Source organism: Sorangium sp. So ce887, from assembly GCF_051521455.1.
Classification (GTDB): Bacteria; Myxococcota_A; Polyangia; order Polyangiales; family Polyangiaceae; genus Sorangium.
The window spans coordinates 1,347,706-1,373,096 of record NZ_CP150354.1 but is presented as its reverse complement, the minus strand read 5'-3'; the positions used below and the strand labels follow the sequence as shown (position 1 = coordinate 1,373,096).

Genomic DNA, 25,391 nt, shown 5'->3' with positions numbered 1-25,391 from the left:
GAGCCAGCGCCGATGATCGCCGACACCTTCTCTCCGCGGTCGCTCGCGCCGGCTGGGACGGTCCGGGTGCGGTGGCTCGGCGCGGCCGGGTTCGCGGTCGAGCACGCCGGCACGGTGGTGCTCATCGATCCCTACCTCACGCGCGCCTCGCTCCGCCGTTGCGTGCTCGGCCGGCTCGTCCCCGACGTGGCCGCCGTCGCGCGCCACGCGCCGCGCGCCGACGCCGTCATCGCCGGCCACACCCATTTCGACCACGCGCTCGACATCCCGGAGATCGCGCTCCGCACGGGGGCGACCGTCCTCGGCTCGCGCTCCGCGGTGGCGCTCTGCCGCGCTTCCGGCGTCCCTGCGGCGCGCGTGCGCGACGTCGAGCGCGCGCCGGGCGGCCAGCCTGTCGTCGCCGAGGTCGGCCCGTTCCAGCTGCGCTTCCTCCCGAGCGCCCATTCCCGCCTGCTGCTCGGCCGGGTCCCCTTCCCTGGCGACATCTCCGACTGCGACCAGGTCCCGCTCCGGGCCGACCGCTACCGGTGCGGCGCCGTCTTTGCGGTGGAGATCCGGGTCGCGGGCCGGCGCATCGTCCACCTGGGCAGCGCGGAGCTCGTCGAGGCGGGCCTCGATTGCAGGGAGCCCGACCTGCTCCTGCTCTGCGTCGCCGGCTGGACCGCCTCGCGCGACCTCCCCGAGCGCGTCGCGCGCGCCCTGTCGCCGCGCGCGGTGCTCTTCTCGCACTGGGACAACTTCTTTCTGCCCCTCGATCGCCCCGCCGTCGCGCTCCCCGCGATGCAGGGAGAGCGCCTGGCGGAGCGACTCGGCCGGGCGGCGCGCGACGTGAGGATGGGCGTGCTGCCGCTGCTCGGAGAGGTCTGGATCTAGCGGCGCCCGCGCCGGGCGCCGCCGAGCCTCCCCCCGCCCGCGGGCCAGCCCCTGCGGCTCGGATGACGCTGCGGCCGCGCGGTGGCAGGCTCCCACGAGCATGAGCGCCCGTTCGACCGTCATCGAAGTACCGCCTCGGTTTCGTGTGATCCTCGGCCCGTGGGACGCGGAGATCGACGAGCGCACCATCGTCCTCGGCCCGAGCCACGCATTCGGCGACGGCCGGCACGAGAGCACGCGGATGTGCCTGCAAGCGCTCGCGTCGTTCGCGCCGCGAGGCGGCTTCCGCCTCTTCGACGTCGGGTGCGGAACAGGCATCCTCTCGATCGCCGCCGCGAAGCTCGGCGGCGAGGCGATCGGGGTCGACATCGATGCCGCCGCGCTCGCTGTCGCCGAGGAAAATGGACGGCGGAGCGCGGTGGAAGGCCGCGTGAGCTTCGCGACGACGTGGCCGGACGGCACGTTCGACATCGTCGTGGCCAACATCCTTCGCGATGTGCTCGCGGAGCTCGCCCCCCTGATCGTGGCTCGCCTGGCCCCGCTCGGGACGCTGATCCTCTCGGGGCTCGTGTCCACCGACGCTCCGGAGATCGTCGCGCGGTATGCGCCGCTCCTCGCCGGACGTCGGCCGGAGATCTTCGAGCGGGACGCGTGGCGTACGCTCGTGTGGCGCCTGCCCCCCCGACCCTCGCCCTGAGCCCGATCCGAAGCGAGGCGCGGAACAAAGCGTGTCCCGAGCCCCGCCTTCGTGTCACCCGAAGCGCACGCTGTAGATGGGCGGCAGGTTCTGGGCGATGGCCTGCCAGCGTTCTCCGCCGTTGCTGCTCACATAGAGATTGCCGGTGGTGCTGCCGAAGGCAAGCTCATCGCCGCTGAGGGCGAGGGCGTGCCGGTACACGACATCGTAGGCGTTCTCCTGAGGCAGCCCCTCCCGGAGCGCCTGCCACGACTGTCCGCCGTCGCGCGTGCGGGCCACGAAGAGGCCGCCGCCGATGGTCATGCGCTGTTGATCCGAGACGCCGGGCACCACCCAGGCGGTGCGCCCATCCTCGTCGTGCGGGACGATGGGAAAACCGAAATGGACGCCCTGCTCGGGCTGGCTCACCTTCTTCCACGTCGCGGTGCCATCGCTGCTGTAGAAAACGCCGCAGTGGTTCTGCTGCCAGACGTGGTCGGGTTGACCGGGGCAACACTGGATGAAGTGAGCGTCGTGCCCCCACTCGGCTTGCTGCTCGGGCAGATAGTCGTTGGTCAGGCCCTTGTTTCTGCCGTGCCAGGTCTTGCCGCCGTCGCGGCTCTCGAGCACGCCTGCCGTCGAGATCCCGACCCGCACGCGGTCGGGGTCGCGCGGGTCCACGTCGATCGAGTGGATGCCGGCGGCGAACTCGCCGCCCTCGGACGCCGGCGTGCCGAACCAGTGCGTCTTGCCGCTGCCGTCCCCGTCAAACAGGTTTCCACCGCGGCTCTCGTGGTCCCAGAGCGGACGGTTGAGCTCGAAGCGCTCTCCCCCGTCATCGCTGACGAAGAGCCCTCCCGGGATGGTGCCGACGTAGATGCGGCCCGGCGCGCCGAAGCCGATGACCCATAGCTTGAGCAACGTGGCCGGGCGCATCGTGAAGCGGCTCTCTCCCTCGCCCTCCTGCCCCGGGTCCGGCGGCGACAGGTACCGTGCGCCTTCGGGATACTTGATCTGCGAAGGGGCGTCCTTCCACGTCTGCCCTCCGTCCCGGGACGTCGACAGCTTGGCGCCCCAGTGCCCGAAGCCGAGCGCCGCCCACAAGCTGCCGTCGTGCGGATTGGCCGCCACATAGTTGGCGCACACGCCCGCATGACCCGCGAGGCGCAGGCGATAGCCGGTCGCCCCGCGCTCCGCGATGAAGGTGCCTTTGCGTGTACCGATGAGAAGTCGCTGGACCATGTTGTCGAGAGCTCCTGTTTGGGGTGGTTCAAGCCGGGGCCGGCGTTCGGGGACGTGCCGCGGCGCGTGGCTCAGCCGCCGCTGAGGGCTTGAGCGATGAAGACGCTCGTGTCCGAGGAGACGGCATCGGAGAGGGCGCGTCGATCGACGATCATCTCCCCCGCCACGAACACATTGACGTGCTTGCGCAGCCGGCCTCGCTCGTCGCAGATATAGAACGCCACTCCGGGCGCGAGCGCTTCGAGGCGCTGGATGACCTCGGCCACGGTCGACGCTTCGACGGAGAGCGGGCCTCCGGCGAGCTGAGGAAACAACGTGGGCAGATGAGTGCTGAACTCGACGCGCGCCATCGGCCGACGATCGCACATCGGGCGCCCTCCGTCGAGCCCAGAGGGGCGGCCGCGCAGCAGCAGCCTCCCCACCGTCAAGCTCTACTCCGACACCTGGTGACATGGCGCCCGGCGGCCCGGGCCCTCCGCCTGCTGGTCCCCTCCGGACCGGCGGCCGCGCGCCTCGAGATCTCCATTGCAGCTGGCCCGCGGCGGTGGCCTCCTGGATCTTGGGGACGAATGTTCGAACATCAGGATGACGTCGCCGCATGCAGGACCCCGAGCCCGGGGACGCGGGGGCTCGCCTGACCCTGATCACAACTCACGCAAGGAGCACTCCATGCAGCCCCGAGCGACAGCCAGCGACGCACCCCTCGACCCGGATTGCCGGTCCGGCGCGCCGCCGATCGACATGGCGCTGAACCACGGCACCTACTGCTCCGAGCGGTGCGCGGACGTCATGCGGCGTCATGACGGCAACGTGGCGCTGCGGCGCTATCCAGCCGCGGACAACGGAGACCTCCGGCGCGCGCTCGCCGAAGACGCAGGCGTGCGGCCGGAGAACGTGCTGGTCGCCAACGGGAGCGGCCCGCTGCTCAAGGCCTGCATCCCGTTCCTCATCGAGAACAAGATCAAGCGTTCGGCGATGCGGACCCTGCGCTTCCTGTTGAGGCGTGTCGCGTACCCCATCATCACCACGCGGCTCACCTATTCCAAGGTGCCTGCCGCCGGCGTCCGGGTGGGGCTGCGATGCGTGCTGCTCCCGCTGGGTCCGGAGAACGGCTTCGCGCTCGACGTGAAAATGCTCGAATCGCAGCTCTCACGGCAGGACGGCCTTGTCTATCTCTGCAACCCCAACAACCCCACGGGGAACGTCCTCATCACGAGGCGAGAGCTCGAGCCGCTGCTCGCCCGGTTCCCTGACTCCTGCTTCTTCATCGACGAGGCGTATGTCCACTACCTCGAGGACAGCCCGGGCACCCGCATGACGGACCTGGTGCTCCGCCATCGCAACCTGATGGTGCTGCGCAGCTTCTCCTTTGCCCACGGGCTCGCGTCGGCGCGCGTCGGGTACGCCGTGGCGGACCAGCAGCTGGTGGCGCAGATGGAGGCCAGGCTGACGCCTCACCGTGTCGGGCAGCTGGCCGCCGAGCTCGCGATGGCGTCGTTGCAGGACAGAGGACACCTCGAGTTCGTCCGGCAACAAACCGGGAGGGAGCGAGCCAGGCTCATGGCGGCCATCGGCGGTCATCGCCCCCTGGAAGCCTTCCCGTCGAAGGCCAATTTCATCCTGTGCCGCGCGCGCGGGGCGTGGTCCGGGGCGAAGGTCCACGACGCGCTGCTCGCCCGCGGCGTGAAGGTGAAGGTCTTCGAGCCGTTCGGCGAAGAGCGATACGATGAATACTTCCGCGTGACCGTCGGCCTCCCGGCGGAGAACAGCTGTTTCATCGAGCAGCTCGACGCCGTGATGAACCCGCGCCGCGCAGCGGCGGCCAGCGTGGCGGCGTGGCGCGAGGCGCCGCGCGCCGCTACCGTCGAGATTCAAAAACTCGGCGAGAGCAGAGAAATTGGGTAAGCGAGTGGGTCGTTGGAGGACAAAAGTGTTCGCGATCGACTCGTGATGTGTGGCTGACCGGACAGGTTCTGGTAGGTTCTAACCTCGGCGCTGTTGAGTCTCAGCGCCGGGAACCCATGTCAGCGCCGATCCATGGAGTCGGCGCTCGCACCAGCTCGTGCCTTTCGTCGGGCGCGGCGTGGAGGACACGGTGAACCCCGATCATCACACGCATCGCTGGCCTTTCGAGCTCCCGGGCTCAAAACGCAGGTACGCTGCGCCGCTCTTGCTCGCGCTCCTCGCGGCTTGCAACGGCCAGATCGGCGGACCTGGCCAATCCACGCCGGCCGGCTCGGGCTCCGAGAGCGGCGGGGACACGCCTGGAAGCGCCCAGACCCCGGAGGACGTGCTGGCCTCGCCCTTCTGCCAGACGCCGCAGCCCGGCGCGACGCCGCTCCGCCGCCTCAGCAACTACGAGTATTCCAATACGCTGAAAGATCTCTTCTCCGGCGTCTCGGGCGTGGCCTCCACCATCGACACGGTGGTCGCCACGTTCCCGAGCGAGCCCGAGTCGCTCGGCTTCCGCAACAACGCGAGCTTCTTGACCGTCGGCTCGCTCGTCGCGCAGAAGTACCTCGACGCCGCGGAGCAGATCTCCGCCGTCGCGGCGCAGGCTCCGGGCCTTGTCTCCTGCGATCCGGCGGCGCTCGGTGAGCTCGAGTGCGCCAGCGACTTCATCCGCACCTTCGGCGCCAGGGCGTACCGAAGGCCGCTCACCGAGGCCGAGGTCCAGAGCTACGAGGAGCGCTTCACCGCAGGCTCGGACGGGCACACCTTCAAGGACGGCATCGAGTGGGTCGTCTTCAGCATGCTGCAGTCGCCGAACGTGCTCTATCGCGTCGAGCTCGGCCAGGCGAGCACGGGTGACGTCACCGAGCCCACGCCGTACGAGATGGCCTCGCGGCTCTCGTACCTGATCTGGCAGTCGCAGCCGGACGCGGAGCTCACGCGCGCGGCGGCGGCGGACGAGCTCGGCACGCCGGCGCAGGTCGAGGCCCAGGTGCGGCGCATGCTCGCCGATCCCCGGGCCGACCGCTTGCTCGAGTACTTCGACCAGTGGCTCGACATCGACCTGCTGAGCGGCATGACGCGCGATCCGGCGGTGTATCCGGACCTCGTGCCCCGCCTGCCCGACCTGCTGCAAGAGGAGACGCGCACGTTCGTGAAGAGCTTGTTCTCGAGCCCGAGCGGCTCGTTCGACGAGCTCTTCACCGCTGAATACAGCTTCGTGAACGGCGCGCTCGCGCAGCACTACGGCGTGGACGGCGTGAGCGGCGACGGCTTCGTCCGGGTCGACATGCCCGGCCGCTCGGGCGTGCTGACCCAGGGCATGATGCTCACGCACGACAAGGCGACCCGCACCTCGATCGTCCGGCGCGGCCTCAAGGTGCGCACCGATCTCCTGTGCGCGATCGTGCCCGCTCCCCCCAACGACGTGAAGCTCGATCTCGAGGGCCTGGGAGAAGGGCTCTCGCAGCGCGAGCGCCTCGAGCTCCACCGCAGCGAGCCGAGCTGCGCGGGGTGCCACGCGATGATGGATCCCCTCGGCGTGGTGTTCGAGTCGTTCGACGCCGTGGGCCGCGCCCGCACCACGGACGAGGAGGGTCGGCCGGTCGCGACCTCGAGCGACATCTCGCACACGCGCGACGCCGACGGCCCCGTGGCGAACGCCGCCGAGCTGGGCCAGCGCCTCGCGCAGAGCGAGCAGGCGCGCGCCTGCTACGTGCTGCAGAACTTCCGCTTCTCCCACGGTCGCGACGAGACCGACGCCGATCGCTGCTCGATGGCTGCGCTCTCGGTCGCGTTCAAGGAGAGCGGCTACAGCCTGTCCGAGCTCGTGGTCGCGCTCACGCAGACCGACGCCTTCCGCTACCGCCCCGTGATCACCCCGGAGAGACCATGAAACCGCTGAGCCGCCGTACTTTCCTGCGTGGCGCATCCGGAGTTGCGCTCGCGCTTCCGTTCCTCGACGCCATGCGCCCGAGCCGCGCGCGCGCCCAGACGACGCCCTCCCCGCGCCGCATCATGTTCGTGTTCCAGGCGAACGGCGACGAGACGGCGAAGCGCTTCAGCGCCGGCGGTGAGACGAGCTTTCAGCTCGGCGAGTTCCTCGCCCCGCTCGAGCCTTACCGCGAGGATCTCGTCTTCCTCAACAAACTGCACAAGCATTTCTACGACTTGCCGGAGGCCGAGCGGGCCGACAACCACCAGCAGGGCGGCAGCTCGCTCGCGCCGTGGAAGTCCGGCACCGGGTCGTTCCCGATCGGCGGCACCGAGTCCACCATCGGCTACGTGGAGGGGCCGAGCGCCGACTACGCGATCGGCGGTCGCGTGCTGGAGGCCGACGAGAGCGTCGCGCACCGGCACCTCGTGTTCCGCGTCGGGAACAAGCGGAACGACATCTGGAACACGCACGCCCACGCGGGTCCCGTGGGCAACCAGAGCCCGATCCCACCGGAGACCGACCCGTACGAGGCCTACGCCCGCATCTTCGCCTTCTCGTCCGGCGAGGGGGCCGCGCAGCAAGAGGTGCTGAGGCGCCTGGCGAAGAAGCAGTCGGCCATCGATCTTGTGCGCGAGGAGGGCAACTCCCTCCTCACCAGGCTCGGCGCCGAGGACCGCGCCAAGATCCAGCAGCACCTCGACGCGATGCGCGACGTCGAGCGCGCGCTCCAGACCGGCAACGACGCGGCCGCGTGCGTGCAGACCTCGCTCGGCATGAAGCTCGACCCCTACGCCGACGACAACCACGTGATCATGGGCGAGCTGTTCTTCAAGATCAGCGCCCTGGCGTTCGCCTGCGATCTGACGCGCGTGGTGAATTTCAACTGGAGCGGCAACACGAGCAACCGCGTCTACTCGAGCCTGGGCCTCAGCGAGGGTCACCACGACATCTCGCACAACAGCGACGCCGCAGCGTTCGCCGACGTGCGCAAGATCCACAAGCACCTCTGGGAGCAGAACACAAAGCTCTACGAGATCTTGAAGAACACGAGCGACGGCGACGGCACGCTCTGGGATCATACGCTCGTCGTGCACTGGAACGAGCTCGGGCAGGGCGACACCCACAGCATCGAGGACAGCCTGGTCGTCTTCGCGGGCAAAGCTCACGACCACTTCCGGCGCGGGCGGCTTGTCGACTTCCGGGGCGATCGCTCCTTCGCCGACATGCTCGTGAGCTGCTTCAATTACATGGGCTTCGACGACGTCACGAGCTTCGGCGAGGACGTCTTGAACGCCGGGGGCGCCCTGCCGCTCACCTGAGCAGGCGCCCGAACGGCTGCGGCCCTCTTCCTCTGCCACGCCAGCAAGCAGCCGGGGCCACCCCGATGCCATTGACGCCCCGGCAACTCTCCTCTTCCGAGAGCCAACCCCTGTGCGCGCGACACCCCTCTTCGGGGTCGACGCGGCTCCGGATGGACCGGCGCTTGCTAACTTCCCCGGCGCCGTGAACCGCGCGCCCACGGGCGGAGGCCACGGATCCCCGACGACGGCCTTCGCCGCGCTGCACGGCATGAGGGCCAGGGAGGCGAGCCTGAGAACGTCCATGCATGTCGTGAGAGCGCTGGGTATGGCCGCCGCGATCCCCGCGACGGCCGCCTGCGCGCGCGGCGTCGACCCGGCCAGCGAGGGCCGTCCCATCGCGCCTTCGGCCCCATCCCCCGGCGCCGCGACGCAGCGGCGCCACGGCGACGGGTGGAAGATCACCCAGACGGCGGACTTCAACGCCGACAGGATGGCGGATGTGGTCTGGTACGACGCCGAACGAAACCGGATCGCCGTGTGGTTGATGAACGGAAGCGATCTGCTGGCGCCCGGACCGTTCATCCCGGGGCCCGGCGGCGACGGCTGGGTCGTCTGGGCGAACGATTTCGACGCCGACAACATGGCGGACCTGCTCTGGTCCCATGACGAACGGGACCTGATGGCGGTCTGGCTGATGGACGGCAGCCGCCTGCGCGCGCCCGGACCGTTCATTCCAGGGCCGATCGGCGATGGCTGGACCGCCTTGCCCGGCGATTTCAACTTCGATCAGATGGCGGACGTGCTCTGGATCAATTCCGATCAGAACCAGATGGCGGTCTGGCCGATGAACGGCACCCAGCTGCTCGCGGCGGGGCCCCCGATCCAGGGTCCGATCGGCGGCTTCAGCTTCAGCTTCGGCTTTCCGATCGACGTCAATTTCGATCGAATGGCGGATGTGGTCTGGATCGATATCGAGCAGAACCTGCTGCTGGTCTGGCTGATGCACGGAGGCCAGCCGCTCGCGGCGGGGCCCGTGATTCCGGGGCCGATCGGCGACGGCTGGGTCGTCACCGGCGTGGGCGATTTCAACGCCGACGGCATGGTGGACGTGCTCTGGAGCAACGAAGAGAGCGGGCTGATGGCCGTATGGCTGATCGCAGGGAGCCAGCTGCTCGCGGCGGGGCCCGTGATTCCGGGGCCGATCGGCGACGGCTGGAGCGCGCGCGCCGGCGGCGACGTCAACCTGGATGGGATGGCGGATGTGATCTGGCAGAGGGCCGGGACGAACGAGATGGCCGTATGGCTGATGGAGGGGAGCCGCCTCCTCTCGCCGGGGCCGGTGATCCCGGGCCCTCGCGGCGGCGACTGACCGGCGCCGCCGGTGGCTCGCGGCTCGCCGTCGGCGAGCTCGGCGTCGCTCCTCACCCCGGGCACGCCGCGGCGCATCCCTTGCCGCCGCAGTCGACGCCGAGCTCGTCGCCGTTCTCCACGCCGTCCTTGCAGGTGGGCTCCTCGCAGGCGCCGGCCCAGCAGACGCCGCTCGCGCAATCCTCGCCGGACTCGCAGCCGCCGCCCTCAGGACAGAGGCGAGGGCACGCGCCGCTGCAGTCCACGCCGGCTTCGCCGCCGTTCTTCACGCCGTCGGCGCACGTCGGCGCCTTGCAATGCGCCATCGCGCACACGCCCGACTGGCAATCTGCCCCGGCGTTGCATAGATCCCCATCTCTGCACGGAGCGCAAGCCCCACCGCAGTCCTGAGCGGTCTCTCCGCGCCCGACATCAAACACCATGTTGACGCAGTGGGGCGGCACGCAGAACACCCCGTCACACGCCAGCCCTGCGGCGCAGTGCAGGGTAGGATCGTCGTGGAGGCACTCGACGCACCGCCCCTCATGACACCGCCCCGACCCCGAGATCGGGCAGATCACCCCGTCGAGCAGCGCGTTGAGCGGCCGGTCATAGTCGCAGAGATCGTTCGTGCACTGGTTGCCGTCGTTGTACACGTCGTACGCCGGCACGCTGACCACGCTCCCCTCCTCCGTGCACTCGTCCTGCTGGCAGTCGCCGCGGACCTGCGAGCCGAGGCGACCCGGCTTGATCTCGAGCTCGCATTTCCCCTCGACGCAGCGTACCGCGCCGCACCGCGGATCCGGCGGGCCGGGGCACTCCGCGTCGTTCTTGCACTGCGCCGACGGGTCCACCACGCCCGAGCACTCCGCGGTCCCCTCCGCGCACTCGTCGCAGGGCCGGCACATCAAGAAGCAGTCCGGCTCCTTCTCGCCGCGCGGGCAGCAGACCACCTTGCCCGGCTCGGCGCACTCGCAGCGCCCGTTGATGCAGACCGTGCCCGGCACGGTCTGGCCGTCGGACAGACAGTCGTCCGTGGTCGCGCAGTCGCCCCCCACGTACGGCTCGGCACCACAGGCGAAAAAAAGTGCAAAACTAGTGAGAAACAAAATCGCCAAGACGCAATGCTTGACAGAGCTCATCGTACGTCCAGTCCTCCGGCACAGGGCTGGGCAGCCGACACCCTGGCGGCCCCAATCCGCCGGGGTGTCGTTGGCCTGCTCCTCGAACGGGCTCACTATGCCGCGCTCTGCCCGCGGCCGTCACGCAAGTTTTCGCCAGTGCGCGGCACGCAGGCGCCGGTGTCGGGTCACGCGCCGGTCAGGCCAGGGTCGATGTCGAATCCGTGGTCAGAAGACGCCTGTGACCGTAAAGCCATCCGCCGACACCCGGACGTCGGCCTGGCCGCGCGGGTAGAACGAGTATCCGAGCGTGACCGCCAGGGCCGCGCCTCCCGTGATGAGGCCGGCCACCCCGAGTTGCCTGAAGGTGCGCATCTCGCCGCGGGCCGCGACGGCCTGCTGGCACATCGGCCAGCTCGCCCGGAAGCAACCGTTCGGCCCTGCGGCGCGGGCGTAGGCGAGGACGGCTTCCTCGCGCTTCTCGGCGCCGGCGAGCAGCACGCCGCCGACCACCGCGAAGGTGACGGACAGCCCGAGGCCGCCCGTGACGAGGGTGGCATCCGGCCCCGGTCGCGCGGGCGGAGGGGGCGCGGGGCTCGGTCGCGCGGCGCGAGGCCCCTCGGGCGGCGGGGGCGGCAGCGGTGGCGGGGGCGGCGGGGGGAAGGTCAGCCTCACTTCCCGCGTCTCGCCGCGCGGGACGTCGACCTCGGCCGAGGCCGTCTTGCCGTCCAGCGCCGCGCGCACGACCCAGCGCCCGGGCTCGACGGGGATGGGCCTGTCGCCATCGATCTCGGCCGGCGCGCCGTCGATCGTGACCGTCGCGCCCGCGGGCGCGACGATGCGGAGCTCGCCGGCGAGCTGGCGCGCGCGGGCGAGATCGACCATCCGCGATTCGTAGAGCTCCCGTTCCACGGGGGTCCGCGGCGCGCGCATGATCTCCTTGCAGAGCGACAGCCAGCGCACGGCGGCCGGCATGTCGCCGATCCGGAACGACAGCGCGCCGATGTTGCAGGCCGCCACCTGGGAGCGCTCGAGCTTCCACACCGCCATCCACAGATCGCGCGCCTCGGCGAGCCGCGCCTCGGCGACCGCGGCGTGCGCCTGCGCGACGAGCCGGTCGCGGGCGCTGGACGGAGGCTCGGCCGCGGCGACCGCCGAGATCGACAGCAGCGCGCCGGCCAGCGCCGGCGCGACGGCACGACGGATGTTCCTGTGCATGCGACTCGTCGGCTAGCTCTTGAGTAAGTTTTCCCGCTGTTGCCACGCTGTAGCAAGGTGGGTCATAAAAGCGGCTCCTCCGTAGACCATTCGCAACGGGAAGCCGGAATTTAACGCCAAGGCGCAAAGGCGCAAAGGCGCAAAAAGGCAAGGGCGAGGGGGGAAGTCAGTCCTGCAATCCGTCGACCACGCGATGGATACCCTGCCTCCAAGGCTGCGATGCACCTCGATCGCCGCGTCGACGACGATCTTAGCCATCTCATTCTCGTTCATTTCCTCTCCGTCGTTTTGCGCCTTTGCGCCTTTGCGCCTTTGCGTTGAATTCTGGCTGCTCCGCAGAATATGCGCTGTGCGTACGGATAATGTCTCGACATGTCCTCGACCGCCTCGATGTCGCGCAGCTGCTCGGCAAGACCGTCGATGCCGTACGTCGCGACGAGGTCCATGCTCTCAGGAAGGCAGGACAGCAGGCCGTGCTGACGAAGACACGCTGGATTCTTCTCAAGAATCGTACAGATCTCGCGCTCCGCGCACGGAGCGCTTTCGCCCACGGCGCCACCCCAGGCCTGGCCCCCGCCGTCCTGCTCCCTCACGACCCGGCGCGCAAGAACGCCACCTTGATCCGCTTCTTCCCCCACCCCGAGAACTTCACCGTCGCGATCGGATCCGCCCCCGGGTCCACGCTCTCCACCACGCCCGGCCCGAACCGCTCGTGGAACACCCGCGTCCCGCGCCGCAGCACCAGCCCCTCGCCGCCCTCGCCGCCCGCGTCGACCGCCTCCCGCTCGACATAGCGCTCGCCCGGCGCCCGCTCGGGTCGCTCGACGCCGCGCGGCGCCGGCGCCCTCACGGGCTCGCCTTCCGCCGCGAACCGCGACCACGCTAGCCGCTCCTCGGGCTGCGCCGCAGGCCTCCGATCCCGGCCCTCCCAGAAGCCACGGGCCTCTCCCGCGCCGCCGGACCTGGACCCGGCGTACCCGCCGCCCCCGACGTCGCCCCGGCGCTGCGCCATCATCGCCGTCGGCGTCGCCATCGGGCGCACCGCGGCCGGCGGGAGGTCGGCCAGGAAGCGGCTCGGCAAGCCGTAACGCGTCTGGCCGAAGATCGCCCGCCGCGCCGCATGCGTGATCCAGAGCCGCGCCCGCGCCCGCGTGATCGCGACGTACGCGAGGCGGCGCTCCTCCTCGATGTCACCCTTGCGGTTCGGATCCTGGCTCCGGAACGGGAACAGGTCCTCCTCCATGCCGGTCAGGAACACGGCATGAAACTCCAGCCCCTTCGCGGCGTGGATCGTCATCATCGCGACCTTCGGCATGTCCACGAGCGCGTCGACGTCCGACACGAGGCTCACCCGCTCCAGGTAGCCCGAGAGCGTCGCCTCGTCGCCGGCGGCGAGCGTCTCCTGCTCGTAGTCCACGAGCGACTGCACGAGCTCGCGCAAGTTCTGGAGCCGCGCCTCGGCCTCGACGCTGTCGTCCTGCTCGAGCATCCTCGCGTAGCCCGACCGCGCGAGCACCTCCTCCGCGAGCGCGCTCGGCGACGCGCTCCTCGCCTCCGTCATGAGCCCCTGCATCAGATCGCGGAAGCCGAGCAGGCTCCGCTTCGCCGCCGTCGGCAGCGGCGGCAGCTGGCCCCCCGGCATCTCCGACGGCGGCACCGCCCCCTCCACGAGCGGCGTGATCGCCTCGTAGAGCGACACACCGAGCACGTCCGCCGCCTGGATGAGCTTGTCCACCGTGCTCTGGCCGATCTTGCGCGCCGGCACGTTGATGATGCGGTTGAGATCCACGTCGCTGCGGGGGTTCGCCACGACGCGCAGGTACGAGAGCAGGTTCTTCACCTCCGCCCGCTCGAAGAAGCGCGTGCCGCCGATGATCTGGTACGGGATGCGCGCCTCGCGCAGCACCTCCTCGAGCACGCGCGACTGCGCGTGGATCCGGTAGAACACCGCGATCTCGTTCGGCGAGACGCCCTGCGCGATGAGCTCGCGGACGCACTCGACGACCCACGCCGCCTCGTCGTGCTCGCTGTCGGCCGCCACCACGTCGATCAACGCGCCGTCCTCGTTCGACGTCCAGAGCTCCTTCGGCTCGCGGTCCGAGGCGTGGCGGATCACGCCGAGCGCGCCGCGCACGACGTGCCCCACAGAGCGGTAGTTCTGCTCGAGCTTCACCACCTCCGCGTGCGGGAAATCGCGCCGGAAGCCGCGGACGATCTGGACGTCCGCGCCGCGCCAGCGGTAGATGCTCTGGTCGTCGTCGCCGACCACGCAGAGGTTGTCGTGACTCCTGCAGAACGCCCGGACGAGCCGGTACTGCACCTGGTTCACGTCCTGGAACTCGTCGACGAGCACGTGGCGGAAGCGCCCCCGGAGATCCTCGCCGGCCAGGCTCGCCGGGTCCTCCGCGAGGCGGAGCACGGAGAGCAGGAGGTCGTCGAAGTCCACCGCGCTCGCCGCCTTGAGGTGCCGCTCGTAGGCCTCGAAGCACCGCACGATGGCGTCGTCGAAGTAGCCCTTGCGCTCGAACTCGCCGGGCCCCCGCCCCTCCTGCTTCTCGGCGTGGATGCGCGAGAGCACCTGGCGGGGCGGATAGCGCCGATCGTCGAGGTTGAGCTCCTTGAGGACGCGGTTCATGACGGCGCGCTGGTCGTCGTCGTCATAGATGATGAAGTTCTTGTCGAGCCCGGCCGCCTCGTGGTGCCGGCGCAGGAGGCGCGCGCACACGGAGTGGAACGTGCCCACCCAGAGGTCCTTCACGATGTCGGCCCCGATGAGCCCCTCCAGCCGACGCTTCATCTCGGACGCCGCCTTGTTCGTGAACGTCACCGCGAGGATCCGGTAGGGCGGGACACGGTGCGTCACGATGAGGTTCGCGATCCGGTACACGATGACGCGCGTCTTTCCGCTCCCCGCGCCCGCGAAGATGAGCAGCGGCCCCGCCGCGTGGCGGGCCGCGCGCGCCTGCGGCTCGTTCAGCTCCTCGTAAGGGAGGCCAGGCTCGGGCGGCGGGGGGCGGTCGGCGTCGTGTGCGGCAAAACGATCCACACGGGGGTCGCTAGCACGACCATCGCGCGAGCGGGAGCCTGGCCAGTCCCATCGTACACCGCCAGGCATCCCCGTTTTTTCCGCCGCAAATCAGGCGCGCTCACCGTAATCTCGCACGCGCATGCGCCTCCGACAGAGCACAGGAGGCGCGGCCCGGACGAGCGGCACAGGAGAGACCATGCGTATCGCGGTCACGCACAACCTGAAGATCACGGGGTCCGCCGAGGAAGCAGAGTTCGATAGCCCGGAGACGATCGCCGCCATCGCCGGCGCGCTCGAGCGGGCCGGGCACGAGGTGGAGCGGATCGAGGTCAGCGGGCCGGCCTCCCGGGTCCTCGCGCGGCTCGAGGCGGTCCAGCCGGACCTCATCTTCAACACGGCCGAGGGCCACAAGGGCAAGACGCGCGAGGCGTTCTATCCGTCGCTCTTCGACGAGCTCGGCATCCCGTACACCGGCTCCGACGCCTACACGCTGAACGTCGCGCTCGACAAGTCGCTCACGAAGCGCGTCCTCGCGAGCTACGGCGTCACGACCCCGCGCGCCCGCCTCGTCAACCGGACCACCCTGGAGAGCGGCGCGCTCGACGACATGAGCTTCCCGGTCATCGTGAAGCCCAACTTCGAGGGCTCCTCGAAGGGGATCTCCCGGGAGTGGAGCGTCTGCGAGGACGCGTACCACCTCGCCGAGGTGGTCGAGCGGCAGCTCGCGCGCTTCGAGGCGGGGCTGCTCGTCGAGCATTACATCGCCGGCGTCGACATCGCGTGCTCCTTCGTCGACGGCCTCAAGGAGGCGAGCGGCGCGCGACCGAACGGCGCGGGCGTCCCCGAGGGGGTCCTCACGCCCATCGAGTTCGTGATCGACCCCCAGGTGCCGGGCAACTACAACGTGTACGACTTCAACCTGAAGCACGCGAGGCCCGAGCACGTGACGCGCCGGCCCGCGCAGCTGCCCGCGCCGGTCATCGAGCGCATCCGGTCGCTCACCGCGCGCATCGTGCGCGCGCTCGACCTCAAGGACCACGCGCGCTGCGAGTTCCGGGTCACGCCGTCGTCGATCCGCGGCCAGGGCCACGACGTGCACTTCCTCGAGGTCGACGGGCTGCCCACGCTCCAGCCGGGCGCCAGCGTCTTCGTGGCCGCGGCCCAGCGCGGCGTCGACTTCGACGGCGTGATCCGGGCCATCGTGAGGAGCGCCTGCAAGCGGCGGGGGCTCTTGCCGCTCCTGGAGAGCAACCCGCCGCGCCGGGCGAAGCGGACCGCGCTCCGCGTCGGCTTCACCTACAACATGAAGCGGGGCGAGCCGGCCGCGGCCGACGGGGGCGCTGGCAAGGCGGGCGCCGGCGCCGCGTCCGACTCCGAGGCCGAGTTCGACTCGCCGCGCACCATCCAGGCGATCACGAGCGCCATCGAGAGCTACGGCCACACCGTGGTCCCGCTCGAGGCGACCCCGGATCTGCCGCGCGCGCTCGCCGCTTCCGGGGTCGACGTGGTCTTCAACATCGCCGAGGGGCTCCGCGGCCGCGGCCGGGAGGCGCAGGTGCCGGCGCTCTGCGAGCTGCTCGGCATCCCCTACAGCGGCTCGGACGCGACGACGCTCTCGCTGGCGCTCGACAAGGGGCTGACGAAGCAGATCCTGCGGGCCGCCGGCATCGAGACGGCCGAGTGGCAGGTGGTCACGACCGGGCGCGAGAAGCTGAAGCCGTTCCGCTATCCGGTGATCGTGAAGCCCAACGCCGAGGGGACCTCGAAGGGGATCACCTCCTCGTCCGTGGTCAAGGACGAGGCCGCCGCGCGCGCCGCGGCGAGGCAGCTCGTCGATCGCTACCACCAGCCGGCCCTCATCGAGGAGTACGTCACGGGGCGCGAGTTCACCGTGGGCCTGCTCGGGGAGCGGCGGACGAAGGTGCTGCCGCCGATGGAGGTCGTCTTCGTCGACCCGCCCTCCTATCCGGTCTATGGCTACGAGGAGAAGCAGGCGGACACGTCGCGGGTGCGCTTCGATTGCCCCGCGCAGCTCACGCCGTCCGAGCTCCGCCGCATCGAGAAGGTCGTGCGCGACACGTTCGCGGCCCTCGGCTGCCGCGACGTGGCGCGGGTCGATCTGCGCATGACAAAGGACGGCAGGGTGTACGTCATCGAGATCAACCCGCTGCCCGGCCTGACCCCCGACTTCAGCGATCTCTGCGTGATCGCGAAGGTGGCGGGGATGGATTACCGCACGCTGATCGGCGAGATCATGGCCGGCTGCCTCAAGCGCCACCGCGAGGCCCGCGCTGCGGCGCCGCAGTCCGCCCTCGCCGCCGCGGCCCCTGCCGCCGCCGCGGCCCTCGCCGCCGCGGCCCCTGCCACCGCGGCCGCCGCGGCCCCTGCCGCCGCGGCCGCCGCGGCCCCTGCCACCGCGGCCGCCGCGGTCTCCGCGGGCGCCTCGCCGGCGGCCGAGCCGGGCCTGCAGGCCGCGCCCCAGCCGGCGCTCGCCGGGCCCGCGCCGCTCGCGGCGGAGCCCGCCCCCCTCTCCTCCACGGCGTCCACGGCCGCCGTCGCGGACCGCGAGGTCGCCGGCCCGTGAGCGCGCCCTCGACCTCGATCAGGCGCCCTCGGCTGCGCGATCTCGGCGTCGCGATCGGCCGTTTTCCGACCGGTCCCGAGAACGCGATCACGGACGTCACCGGGGTCCGGGTCCACCACGTGACAAAGATCGAGGGCGAGGGCGAGCTCGTCCCGGGCATCGGCCCGGTGCGCACGGGCGTGACCGCGGTGATACCCGCCGACGGCGACATCTTCCTGGATCGGGTGTTCACCGCCAGCTACGTGCTGAACGGCGCCGGCGAGGTGACCGGCCTCTCGCAGATCAACGAGTGGGGCCTCTGCGAGACGCCGATCCTGCTCTGCAGCACGCTCTGCGTCGGCCGCGTCCTCGACGCGAGCGTCGCGTGGCTCTCGCACCGTCATCCGAGGATCGGCAAGGAGGACGACGTCGTGATCCCGGTCGTCGCCGAGTGCGACGACAGCTTCCTCAACGACACGGTGGGCCGCCACGTGACGCAGGCCGACGTCGAGGAGGCGCTCGACAACGTCCGGGGTGGCCCTGTGGCCGAGGGGAGCATCGGCGCTGGCACGGGCATGCAGACCTTCCACTTCGCGGGCGGGATCGGCACCTCGAGCCGCTCGGTCCCGGTCGGCGGGGTCGAGTCCACGGTCGGCGCGCTGGTGCTCTCGAACTTCGGCGATCGCGAGCTGCTCCGCGTCGACGGGGTCCCGGTGGGCCGGCTGATCAGCGACCGCTTCACGCACATCCCGCGGCGGGGCCCGGCCGGCTCCATCATCGTGCTCGTCGCCACCGACGCCCCGCTCATCCACCGCCAGCTCGCGCGCCTGGCGCGGCGCGCCGCGCTCGCGATCGGCCGGACCGGCGGGTACGCGGCCAACAACTCGGGCGAGATCGTCCTCGCGTGGAGCACCGCGAACCGGGTGCCTCGCGTCGCCACCGAGCGGTGGAGCGCCCCCCGGTCGAGCCGCTCGCTCAGCGTGCACCCCCTCGCGCCCGGACGGCACATGGCCGAGCTCGTCCTCGACACCGAGATCGACGGTCTCTACGAGGCCACCGTCGACGTGGTGGAAGAGGCGATCCTCAACGCCATGTGCGCCGGCGTCGACACGACCGGCCACAGCGGCCACCACGCCCCCGCCCTGCCGCTCGACGCCGTGGCCGAGATCCTCGCGCGGTACCGCCCGCCGCACCCCTCCGATCCCCCCCCGCTCCTCTAGCCGCCGCGCTCCCCCCGCCCCTCCTCCGCAGAGCGGCGGTCACCCGCACAGGAGACGGGCCCAGATCGGCGTTTTCGGCGCGCAGGCGCACTCCGGTGCGCTGAGCACCGAAAACGTCGAGGTGGGCCCGTATCCGAAGCGGGTGCCCGCCGCTCTATTCGGGATCGCCGTGGAGGAGCCACTCGTGGGCCGCGTCCTCGTCCCAGAAGCGGCGGAGGACCTTGTCCGTGCCGCTCTCGCGCGCCACGCGGTTGAGCTGGAGCGCGACGATGTCGCTCTCGATGATCTCGGCCACGCGCATCACCCCGAGCTCCAGGCCGAACTCCTGGACGGCGCGGATCTTCTCCGCCACATCGGGGGACATCGGCCGGAAGCCCCGGACATCGGCCTTGATCTTGATCTCCCGCCCCTGGAGGCCCTCGCACGCCTTCCTCAGCTCGCTGACGAAGTTCTGCATCTCTTCGAGGCGGACACGCCCCTCGAGGAGGAAATCCACGATGGCGTGGATCCGGTCGACTTTGATCTCGAACACGTTGAGGGACCTCCTGCCAGTTCCCGAAGGGGCGGGATGGGGCCGCGGAATCATACCCCGGATCGCGCGGGGCGAGCCTCGGGATCGCCCCGCGCGCCGGAGAGCCTCGGGGCCCTCGGGCGCGCGGCGCGCTCTCCGGAGGCTCACGCGCGCAGGGAGCGCGCCCGGAGCCGTGCCTGCCGGGCGCCTGCTCCCTGTCGCGCGCGGCCGTTCACGCCGCGCGCGCCTCGCCGACGGGCGACTTGCCCTGTCCGCGCCGCGCGGCGATCGCCTGCTCGTAGATGGCCTGGTACTGCGAGAGCAGCGTGGGCCATTGCCGCTCCTTCAGGATCCACTCCCGCGCGTTCTTGCCGACGCGATCGAGGCGCTCCGGGTCCTTGAGGGCCTCGACGCACCGCCTCGTGAGGTCGGCGCTGTCGCCCGCCTTGAAGACGAACCCGGTCTCGCCATAGCGCACGAGCTCTCCCATCGCCGGCACGTCGCTGACCATCACGGGCCGGGCCATGGCCATCGCCTCGAGGGGCTTCAGCGGCGTCGTGAGCGCGGTCGTCCGGGTCCGGATGCGCGGATAAACGAGCAGGCTCGCCATCGCGTAGATGTTGAACACCTCGTCGTGCGGCACCCGCCCCGTGAACGTCACCTTCGACTCCACGCCTCGCTCGCGGGCAAACGCCTTGAGCTCCATCTCCTGGCCGCCGGCCCCCGTGATCACGACGTGCGCGTCCGGGATCTCCCGGGCGATGTCGCCGATCGACGCGATGAGCGTCTGGAGCCCCTCGTACGGCTGGAAGGTGCCGACATACCCGATGAGCCTCTTCCCGGCGAGCCCGAAGCGCTCCCATGCGCCGGGCGGGGCCTCCCGCGGCGCGAACTTGTTCGCGTCGACGCCGTTGCCCACCACGTGGAGCGCGTCCGTGCTGCGCACCCGCGGCGCGACCGCGTTCTTCAGGCTCTCGCAGATCGTCACCGTCGCGTCAGCGTACCTGTACACCACCGTCTCGAGGCCGGCCGCGATCTTGTAGGGCACCGAGTCCTCGGCGAACTTGCCCCGGTCGACGGAGGCGTTCTCCCAGAGGTCGCGCACCTCGTAGACGAGCGGCAGCCCGAAGCGGCGCGCCGCCGCGAGCGCCGGCAGCCCGACAAGCATCGGCGAGTGCGCGTGCACGACGTCGGGCTGAAACTCCCGAATCGCGTCCTCGACGCGCGCCTCCAGCGCCCGCACGAGCGAGAGCTCGCGGAGGAGCGGCAGCTTCTTGCCGGAAGGCTCGCGCGTCCGCCAGTACGAGATGCCGCCGATCTCCTCCTTCAGCGCGTCCCCGGACCCCTGCTGCCCCGAGGTCACCACCGCCGGACGCATCCCGTGCTCGGCCTGATGCTTGACGATGTAGTCGCTGCGGATCGTGTACCCCGCAATGACAGGCAACGACGTATGAAGAACATGAAGCACGCGCACGAATCACCACCCTTCTTTCTGATGCGCCGCGCAGCCTACCCGAGGCCGTCGCGACCGTCACCAGGCTCGTCCACGCAGGAGCGCCGCGCGCCGCGCGCCGCACGCACGGCGCCCGACATGGACGCGCCGCGCTCGACGTGCGCGACGCGCGCGCTCCTCCGTCCGCCGCGCCGCCGCGGCCCGCCCCGGCCCCTGGAGCGAGGCGCCGGGCGCCGCCCGCCCGGGGCTCGAGCGCCGCGCGGCCAGGCGAGGCGCCCGAGAGCCTAGCTCTCGCCTGCCCCGTTGCGGTACGCTCCGCCGCCCCATGACCCTCAAAATCGCGATCGTCGGCTGCGGCAAGATCGCCGACGGCCACATAGAAGAGATCCAGAAGATGCCGGAGCGGGCCCGGGTCGTCGCCGTATGCGACCTAGAGCTCCTGATGGCCGAGCAGATCGCGGTGCGCTACGGCATCCCGAGCCACTACGACTCGTTCGACCGGATGCTCGACGTCGAGAAGCCCGATGTCGTCCACATCACCACGCCTCCGCAGTCGCACCTGTTCCTCGCGCGGCGGGCCATCGAGGCGGGCGCCCACGTCTACGTGGAGAAGCCGATTGCGCTCAACCTCTCGGACGTGCGGCGCCTCATCGAGCTCTGCACCGCGGCCGGGAAGAAGATGACCCTCGGCTGGGAGTACCAGTTTGATCCGCCGGCCATCGAGATGCGGAGGCTCATCGGCGACGGCGTGCTGGGCGACCCCGTCCACGTGGAGAGCTGCTTCGGCTACAACCTCTCCGGCCCCTTCGGCACGGCGCTCCTCGGCGACGGCACGCACTGGGTCCATCGCCTGCCGGGCAAGCTGTTTCACAACAACATCGATCACCTGCTGAACAAGATCGTCGAGTTCGTGGACGACGAGCAGCCGAAGGTCACCGCGACGGCCTACGCGCTCCGGGAGAAGCGGTATGGCGACGCGCGCGACGACATGCTCGACGAGCTCCGCGTCACGGTGCAGGGCGCGCGCGTCAGCGCCTACGGGACCTTCTCGTCGCACGCGCGGCCGCCCGGGCACTTCCTCCGCGTCTACGGCACGAAGAACACGCTCCACGTCGACTACACGAGCCGCACGGTCACGCTCGACGCGTCGCCGAAGCTCCCGAGCGCCATCGGGCGCGTCGTCCCGGCCTTCGATCAGGCCCTCTCGTACCTGCGCGAAGGGGGCAGGAACGTGGTGAGGTTCGCCCGCAGCGACTTCCACTTCTTCTCGGGGATGAACCGCCTGATCGGGCTCTTCTACGACAGCATCACGCGGGGCGCGGAGCTGCCCATCTCGTACCGGGACATGATCCGGGTCGCGTGGATGATGGATGAGATCTTCCGGCAGGTCCCGCAGGAGAAGGCGCGCACATGAAAGTCCTTGTCACCGGCTCGAACGGCTTCCTTGGGTCGGCCCTCGTCGACCGGCTGCTCGCCCACGGCGAGACCGACATCCGCTGCCTCGTCCGCCCCGCGAGCAACCGCGCGCGGCTCGAGGAGATCGAGAAGCGGCACGGCGCCCCCCTCGAGGTCGCGGTGGGCTCCCTCGCCACGAAGGAGGCCGCCGAGCGCGCGGTCGAGGGCGTGGACGTCGTCTACCACGTGGCCGCGGCCATGGGCGGCGCGCCCGCGGACATGTTCCTGAACACCGTGGTCGCCTCGAAGAACCTGCTCGAGGCGCTGGTCCACACCGGCCGATCGCCGCGCGTCATCCTCATCAGCTCCTTCGGCGTCTACGGCGTGGCCGACCTCCCGCGCGGGTACATCGTCGACGAGAACACCCCGCTCGAGTCGCGGCCCGCGCAGCGCGACCTCTACTCGCAGGCGAAGCTCCGGCAGGAGAAGCTCTTCTGGGAATACCAGGCGCGCTACGGCTTCCCGCTCACGGTGCTCCGCCCCGGCGTCATCTACGGCCCGGGCGGCAATGCCTTCTCCGGCCGCGTGGGGATGAGCCTGTTCGGCGTGTTCCTGCACCTCGGCGGGCGCAACCTCCTCCCGCTCTCGTACGTCGACAACTGCGCCGAGGCGATCGCCATCGCCGGCCGGAGCGAGGTCGCGAAGGGGCAGGTCTACAACGTCCACGACGACGACCTGCCCACGGCCGACGTCTACCTCGCCCGCTACAAGCGCGAGGTGAAGCCGATCCGCTCGCTCTCGGTGCCCTATGTCGCCCTCACCGGGATATCGAAGCTCGTCGAGCGCTATCACGCCTACTCGAAGGGGCAGCTGCCGGCCGTCTTCACGCCGTACAAGACCGCGACGTCCTGGAAGGGGAACCGGTTCGACAACACAAAGCTGAAGGCGCTCGGCTGGAAGCCGCTCGTCTCCACGGAGGAGGGCCTCCAGCGGGCGTTCGCCTACCTGCGGGACCGCGCGACATGACGCGTCGGGCGCCGTTCGCGTCGCTCGCCGTGGCGCTCGGCCTCGCGGGCCTGCTCGCCGGGTGCGACCGGCGGCAGACCCCGGGGCCCCCGGCGGTCCACAGCGGCGCCGACCCGCAGACGCAGGCCGGCGCCGCGGCGCTCGGGGTCGCGGCGCCGGGCGTCGCGGCGCCGCGCTTCGAGGGGCCGCCCGCGCCGGCCGCGGCGCCGGCCAAGGGGCACCCGCGGCTCTGGGTGCGCGCGGCCGACCTGCCGGGGCTCCGGGCGCGCGCCACGCCGGCGAACCCCGTGTTCAAGGAGCTCGCCACCGTCACGGCCGAGGCCGTGGCCGCGATGGACAAGGGGAGCATCCCCTCCGAGGGCGACTGCGCCTTCAGCCGCGTCTACTGCGAGGCGCACGCCGAGCTGTTCGCCTTCATGTCGCTCGTCTCGAGCGACGAGGCGGCCCGCAACGACTACGCCGCTCGCGCGCGGAAGATCCTGCTTTACATCGTCGACCGCGTGAACAAGGGAGATCCGAAGGACCCTTTCAACCACAGATTCTCGACCGGCGACCGCGCCCGCTGGGCCGGCGAGTCGTTCGGCCTCACGGTCGACTGGATCTACGGGTACCTCTCGGCCCAGGACAAGGCGGCGATACGGCCCGTGTTCCTGCGCTGGGCCGAGGATCAGCTGAAGTCGTCGACGACGAGCCACGACCACCCCGAGCCGGTGGGCAAGCTGAACGACCCGGCGATGCTGAAGGAGCCGCGGAAGCGCAGGTACGCCGTGAACAACTACTTCACGTCGCACATGCGCAACCTCACGCTCCTGTCGCTCGCGTTCGACGAGGCCGACGATCCGCCGGATCCGAAGCACAACGGCACCTACCCGCGGCTCAGGGACTACTTCGCCAACGTCACCGGGGCGTGGCTCTACATGACCGACCACATCCTCCGGAACGACGCGCGCGGCGGCGCGCCGCCGGAGGGCTTCCAGTACGGCCCCGCGACGCTCGCCTACGTGAGCCAGACGCTCCTCGCCATCCAGACGGCCGGCGAGGCCGATCCGGCGAAGTGGGGCCCGCAGGTGCACCTCGACGGCAACCCCTTCTGGCACGAGTTCATCCCGGCCCACGTCCACAGCCTGAGCCCCGCCGCGCCGGCGGGCCGGATCGGGCCGACCCACGAGGCCGCGTGGACGGGCGACGGCCAGCGCTACGAGTACACGGATCACATCGATCCGTTCGCGGCGCTCGGCCTCCACGCCCAGAACAGCGGCAACGCCGAGCGCCTCAACGCGCTCCGCTGGATGGCCGTCCACGCGAGCCCGGGCGGCGCCGCCGGCCTCGCGCGGCGCGCCCGCTCGCAGCTCGGCCAGGTCCACAAGCGCCACTCGATCCTGTACTTCCTGCTGCTCGACCCGGCGGTCACCCCGACCGATCCGCGCCCCTCCATCCCGCTCACGCACTACGGCCCCGGCCTCGGCCAGATCTTCGCGAGGACGAGCTGGGGCCCCGAGGCGGCGTGGCTCCAGTTCCAGCTCGGCTGGGAGCACATCGATCACCAGCACGGCGACGGCCTCAGCTTCGGCTTCTACCGCGGCGGCGAGTGGCTCACGAAGGAGCGCATCGGGTACGGCGCCTTCTTCGGGAGCTCCGAGCAGCACAACACGCTCGCCGTCGAGAACGACCGGAACCGCCGCCACGACGACCCGAACCGCGGCGGGCTCTGGCGGAGCGGGTCCCAGTGGCCGCTCGTGCACACGAACGATCCCCGGGTGCTCGCGAAGAGCTTCGCGCAGGACCACGTCTACGTCCTCGGCGACGCGACCCCGCTCTACAACTCCGACTACGAGAACATCAACGACGTCACGCACGTCAGCCGCTCGCTCGTGTGGCTCAAGCCGGACCACCTCGTCATCTACGACCGCGCCGCGACGGGCAAGGAGGGGCGCTTCAAGCGGTTCTTCCTGCAGACGCCGAGCGCCGCGCTCGTCGCGGGGAAGCTCGCGACGGTCACGACGCCCAAGGGGCAGAAGCTCTTCGTGACCGCGCTGCTGCCGGAGAGCGCCGTCGTCGTGGCCGAGCCGTACAAGCCGACCGGCACCTGGGACACAAAGCCGGCCGAGTTCGAGCCGATGCTCGCGACCCTGCGGACCGAGCCGCCGGCCCCGATGCCGAGGGACGCCCGCTTCCTCCACGTGCTGGAGGGCGCGGCCGGCAACGCCGCGGCGGCGCCGGCGACGCTCGTGCGCACGAAGCAGGGCACGCCGTTCGTGGGCGCGGCGGTGAAGGGCACCCTGGTCCTGTTCCCTGTCGATCTGGGCGCCGTGTCCCAGGTGCAGTTCACCTCGCTGCCCGGCGTGACGAAGCACCTCGTCACGGGGCTCGCCCCCGGCGCCTCGTACGACGTGATCAGGAAGCCCGCGGGCGGCGGGGACGAGATCACGATCCGCCCCGGCTCGGCCGCCAAGGCCGACGAGGGCGGCGTCCTCACCTTCTGAGCCGCTCGCCCTGCCGCCCGCGGTGGACCTGGGTCCCCGTGCGCG

Annotated in this window: 18 protein-coding genes and 1 pseudogene; 12 read left to right on the top strand and 7 right to left on the bottom strand. The window is 70.8% G+C overall.

All coding sequences use genetic code 11. The annotated features are described in order from the left end of the window. The first annotated feature begins 12 nt into the window (after nt 1–12). Complete coding sequence (locus WMF36_RS05130) at nt 13–873, top strand: MBL fold metallo-hydrolase (RefSeq protein WP_437578484.1); 861 nt, start codon at nt 13–15, stop codon at nt 871–873. A gap of 100 nt (nt 874–973) precedes the next feature. Next, nucleotides 974–1,570 (top strand): 50S ribosomal protein L11 methyltransferase, encoded by a 597-nt coding sequence (locus WMF36_RS05125; RefSeq protein WP_437578483.1) that lies wholly within the window; start codon nt 974–976, stop codon nt 1,568–1,570. Nucleotides 1,571–1,624: 54 nt separating this feature from the next. Here the strand turns inward: WMF36_RS05125 and WMF36_RS05120 are convergent, their stop codons facing one another. Together WMF36_RS05120 and WMF36_RS05115 are read right to left on the bottom strand one after the other, a co-directional pair. Further along, nucleotides 1,625–2,791, bottom strand: coding sequence for a WD40/YVTN/BNR-like repeat-containing protein (locus tag WMF36_RS05120; protein ID WP_437578482.1), 1,167 nt, complete (start codon nt 2,789–2,791; stop codon nt 1,625–1,627). Nucleotides 2,792–2,862: 71 nt separating this feature from the next. Beyond that, nucleotides 2,863–3,141, bottom strand: coding sequence for a MoaD/ThiS family protein (locus WMF36_RS05115; RefSeq protein WP_437578481.1), 279 nt, complete (start codon nt 3,139–3,141; stop codon nt 2,863–2,865). Nucleotides 3,142–3,460: 319 nt separating this feature from the next. Between WMF36_RS05115 and WMF36_RS05110 the strand changes: the two genes are divergently transcribed. From WMF36_RS05110 to WMF36_RS05095, 4 genes are all read left to right on the top strand, one after another. Next, nucleotides 3,461–4,696, top strand: a complete 1,236-nt coding sequence (locus tag WMF36_RS05110; RefSeq protein ID WP_437578480.1) for a pyridoxal phosphate-dependent aminotransferase — start codon at nt 3,461–3,463, stop codon at nt 4,694–4,696. Between the two features lie 190 nt (nt 4,697–4,886). After that, on the top strand, nt 4,887–6,638 hold the full coding sequence (locus tag WMF36_RS05105) for a DUF1592 domain-containing protein (protein WP_437578479.1): 1,752 nt from the start codon (nt 4,887–4,889) through the stop codon (nt 6,636–6,638). Continuing rightward, a complete protein-coding gene (locus WMF36_RS05100; protein WP_437578478.1) occupies nt 6,635–7,999 on the top strand; it encodes a DUF1552 domain-containing protein in 1,365 nt (454 codons plus the stop codon). Before WMF36_RS05105 ends, WMF36_RS05100 begins: the two co-directional genes overlap by 4 nt. A gap of 283 nt (nt 8,000–8,282) precedes the next feature. Further along, complete coding sequence (locus WMF36_RS05095; RefSeq protein WP_437578477.1) at nt 8,283–9,350, top strand: FG-GAP repeat domain-containing protein; 1,068 nt, start codon at nt 8,283–8,285, stop codon at nt 9,348–9,350. Between the two features lie 52 nt (nt 9,351–9,402). On the opposite strand, the gene WMF36_RS05090 is transcribed toward WMF36_RS05095, so the two are convergent. Further along, nucleotides 9,403–10,386, bottom strand: a complete 984-nt coding sequence (locus WMF36_RS05090; protein WP_437578476.1) for a hypothetical protein — start codon at nt 10,384–10,386, stop codon at nt 9,403–9,405. 291 nt (nt 10,387–10,677) lie between these two features. Further along, nucleotides 10,678–11,667 carry a hypothetical protein gene (locus WMF36_RS05085; protein WP_437578475.1) on the bottom strand — a complete coding sequence of 330 codons (990 nt, stop codon included), beginning with the start codon at nt 11,665–11,667 and terminating at the stop codon, nt 10,678–10,680. Between the two features lie 362 nt (nt 11,668–12,029). On the opposite strand from WMF36_RS05085, the pseudogene WMF36_RS05080 reads away from it, so the two are divergent. Beyond that, nucleotides 12,030–12,149, top strand: a pseudogene (locus WMF36_RS05080) (hypothetical protein); the annotation flags it as partial. A 107-nt stretch (nt 12,150–12,256) separates the two neighbouring features. On the opposite strand, the gene WMF36_RS05075 reads toward WMF36_RS05080, so the two are convergent. Then, nucleotides 12,257–14,713, bottom strand: coding sequence for an ATP-dependent helicase (locus tag WMF36_RS05075; protein ID WP_437578474.1), 2,457 nt, complete (start codon nt 14,711–14,713; stop codon nt 12,257–12,259). Nucleotides 14,714–14,891: 178 nt separating this feature from the next. On the opposite strand from WMF36_RS05075, the gene WMF36_RS05070 reads away from it, so the two are divergent. Then, a complete protein-coding gene (locus WMF36_RS05070) occupies nt 14,892–17,279 on the top strand; it encodes a D-alanine--D-alanine ligase family protein (protein ID WP_437578473.1) in 2,388 nt (795 codons plus the stop codon). After that, complete coding sequence (locus WMF36_RS05065) at nt 17,276–18,478, top strand: P1 family peptidase (protein ID WP_437578472.1); 1,203 nt, start codon at nt 17,276–17,278, stop codon at nt 18,476–18,478. Before WMF36_RS05070 ends, WMF36_RS05065 begins: the two co-directional genes overlap by 4 nt. Nucleotides 18,479–18,632: 154 nt before the next feature. Here WMF36_RS05065 and WMF36_RS05060 read toward each other — a convergent pair whose 3' ends face one another. Both WMF36_RS05060 and WMF36_RS05055 read right to left on the bottom strand, forming a co-directional pair. Then, a complete protein-coding gene (locus WMF36_RS05060; RefSeq protein ID WP_437487023.1) occupies nt 18,633–19,010 on the bottom strand; it encodes an STAS/SEC14 domain-containing protein in 378 nt (125 codons plus the stop codon). A gap of 211 nt (nt 19,011–19,221) precedes the next feature. After that, nucleotides 19,222–20,463, bottom strand: coding sequence for a glycosyltransferase (locus tag WMF36_RS05055; RefSeq protein ID WP_437578471.1), 1,242 nt, complete (start codon nt 20,461–20,463; stop codon nt 19,222–19,224). Nucleotides 20,464–20,767: 304 nt separating this feature from the next. On the opposite strand from WMF36_RS05055, the gene WMF36_RS05050 reads away from it, so the two are divergent. From WMF36_RS05050 to WMF36_RS05040, 3 genes are read left to right on the top strand one after another with little or no spacing between them, the layout of a single operon-like run. Further along, entirely contained in the window at nt 20,768–21,856 is a 1,089-nt protein-coding gene (locus tag WMF36_RS05050) for a Gfo/Idh/MocA family protein (protein ID WP_437487021.1), read from the top strand. Further along, the gene (locus WMF36_RS05045) at nt 21,853–22,863 is read left to right on the top strand and encodes an NAD-dependent epimerase/dehydratase family protein (protein ID WP_437578470.1); all 1,011 of its coding nucleotides are present in this window, start codon (nt 21,853–21,855) and stop codon (nt 22,861–22,863) included. The genes WMF36_RS05050 and WMF36_RS05045 overlap by 4 nt, the downstream gene beginning before the upstream one ends. Further along, nucleotides 22,860–25,346 (top strand): hypothetical protein, encoded by a 2,487-nt coding sequence (locus tag WMF36_RS05040; protein WP_437578469.1) that lies wholly within the window; start codon nt 22,860–22,862, stop codon nt 25,344–25,346. The genes WMF36_RS05045 and WMF36_RS05040 overlap by 4 nt, the downstream gene beginning before the upstream one ends. Nucleotides 25,347–25,391 lie beyond the last annotated feature (45 nt).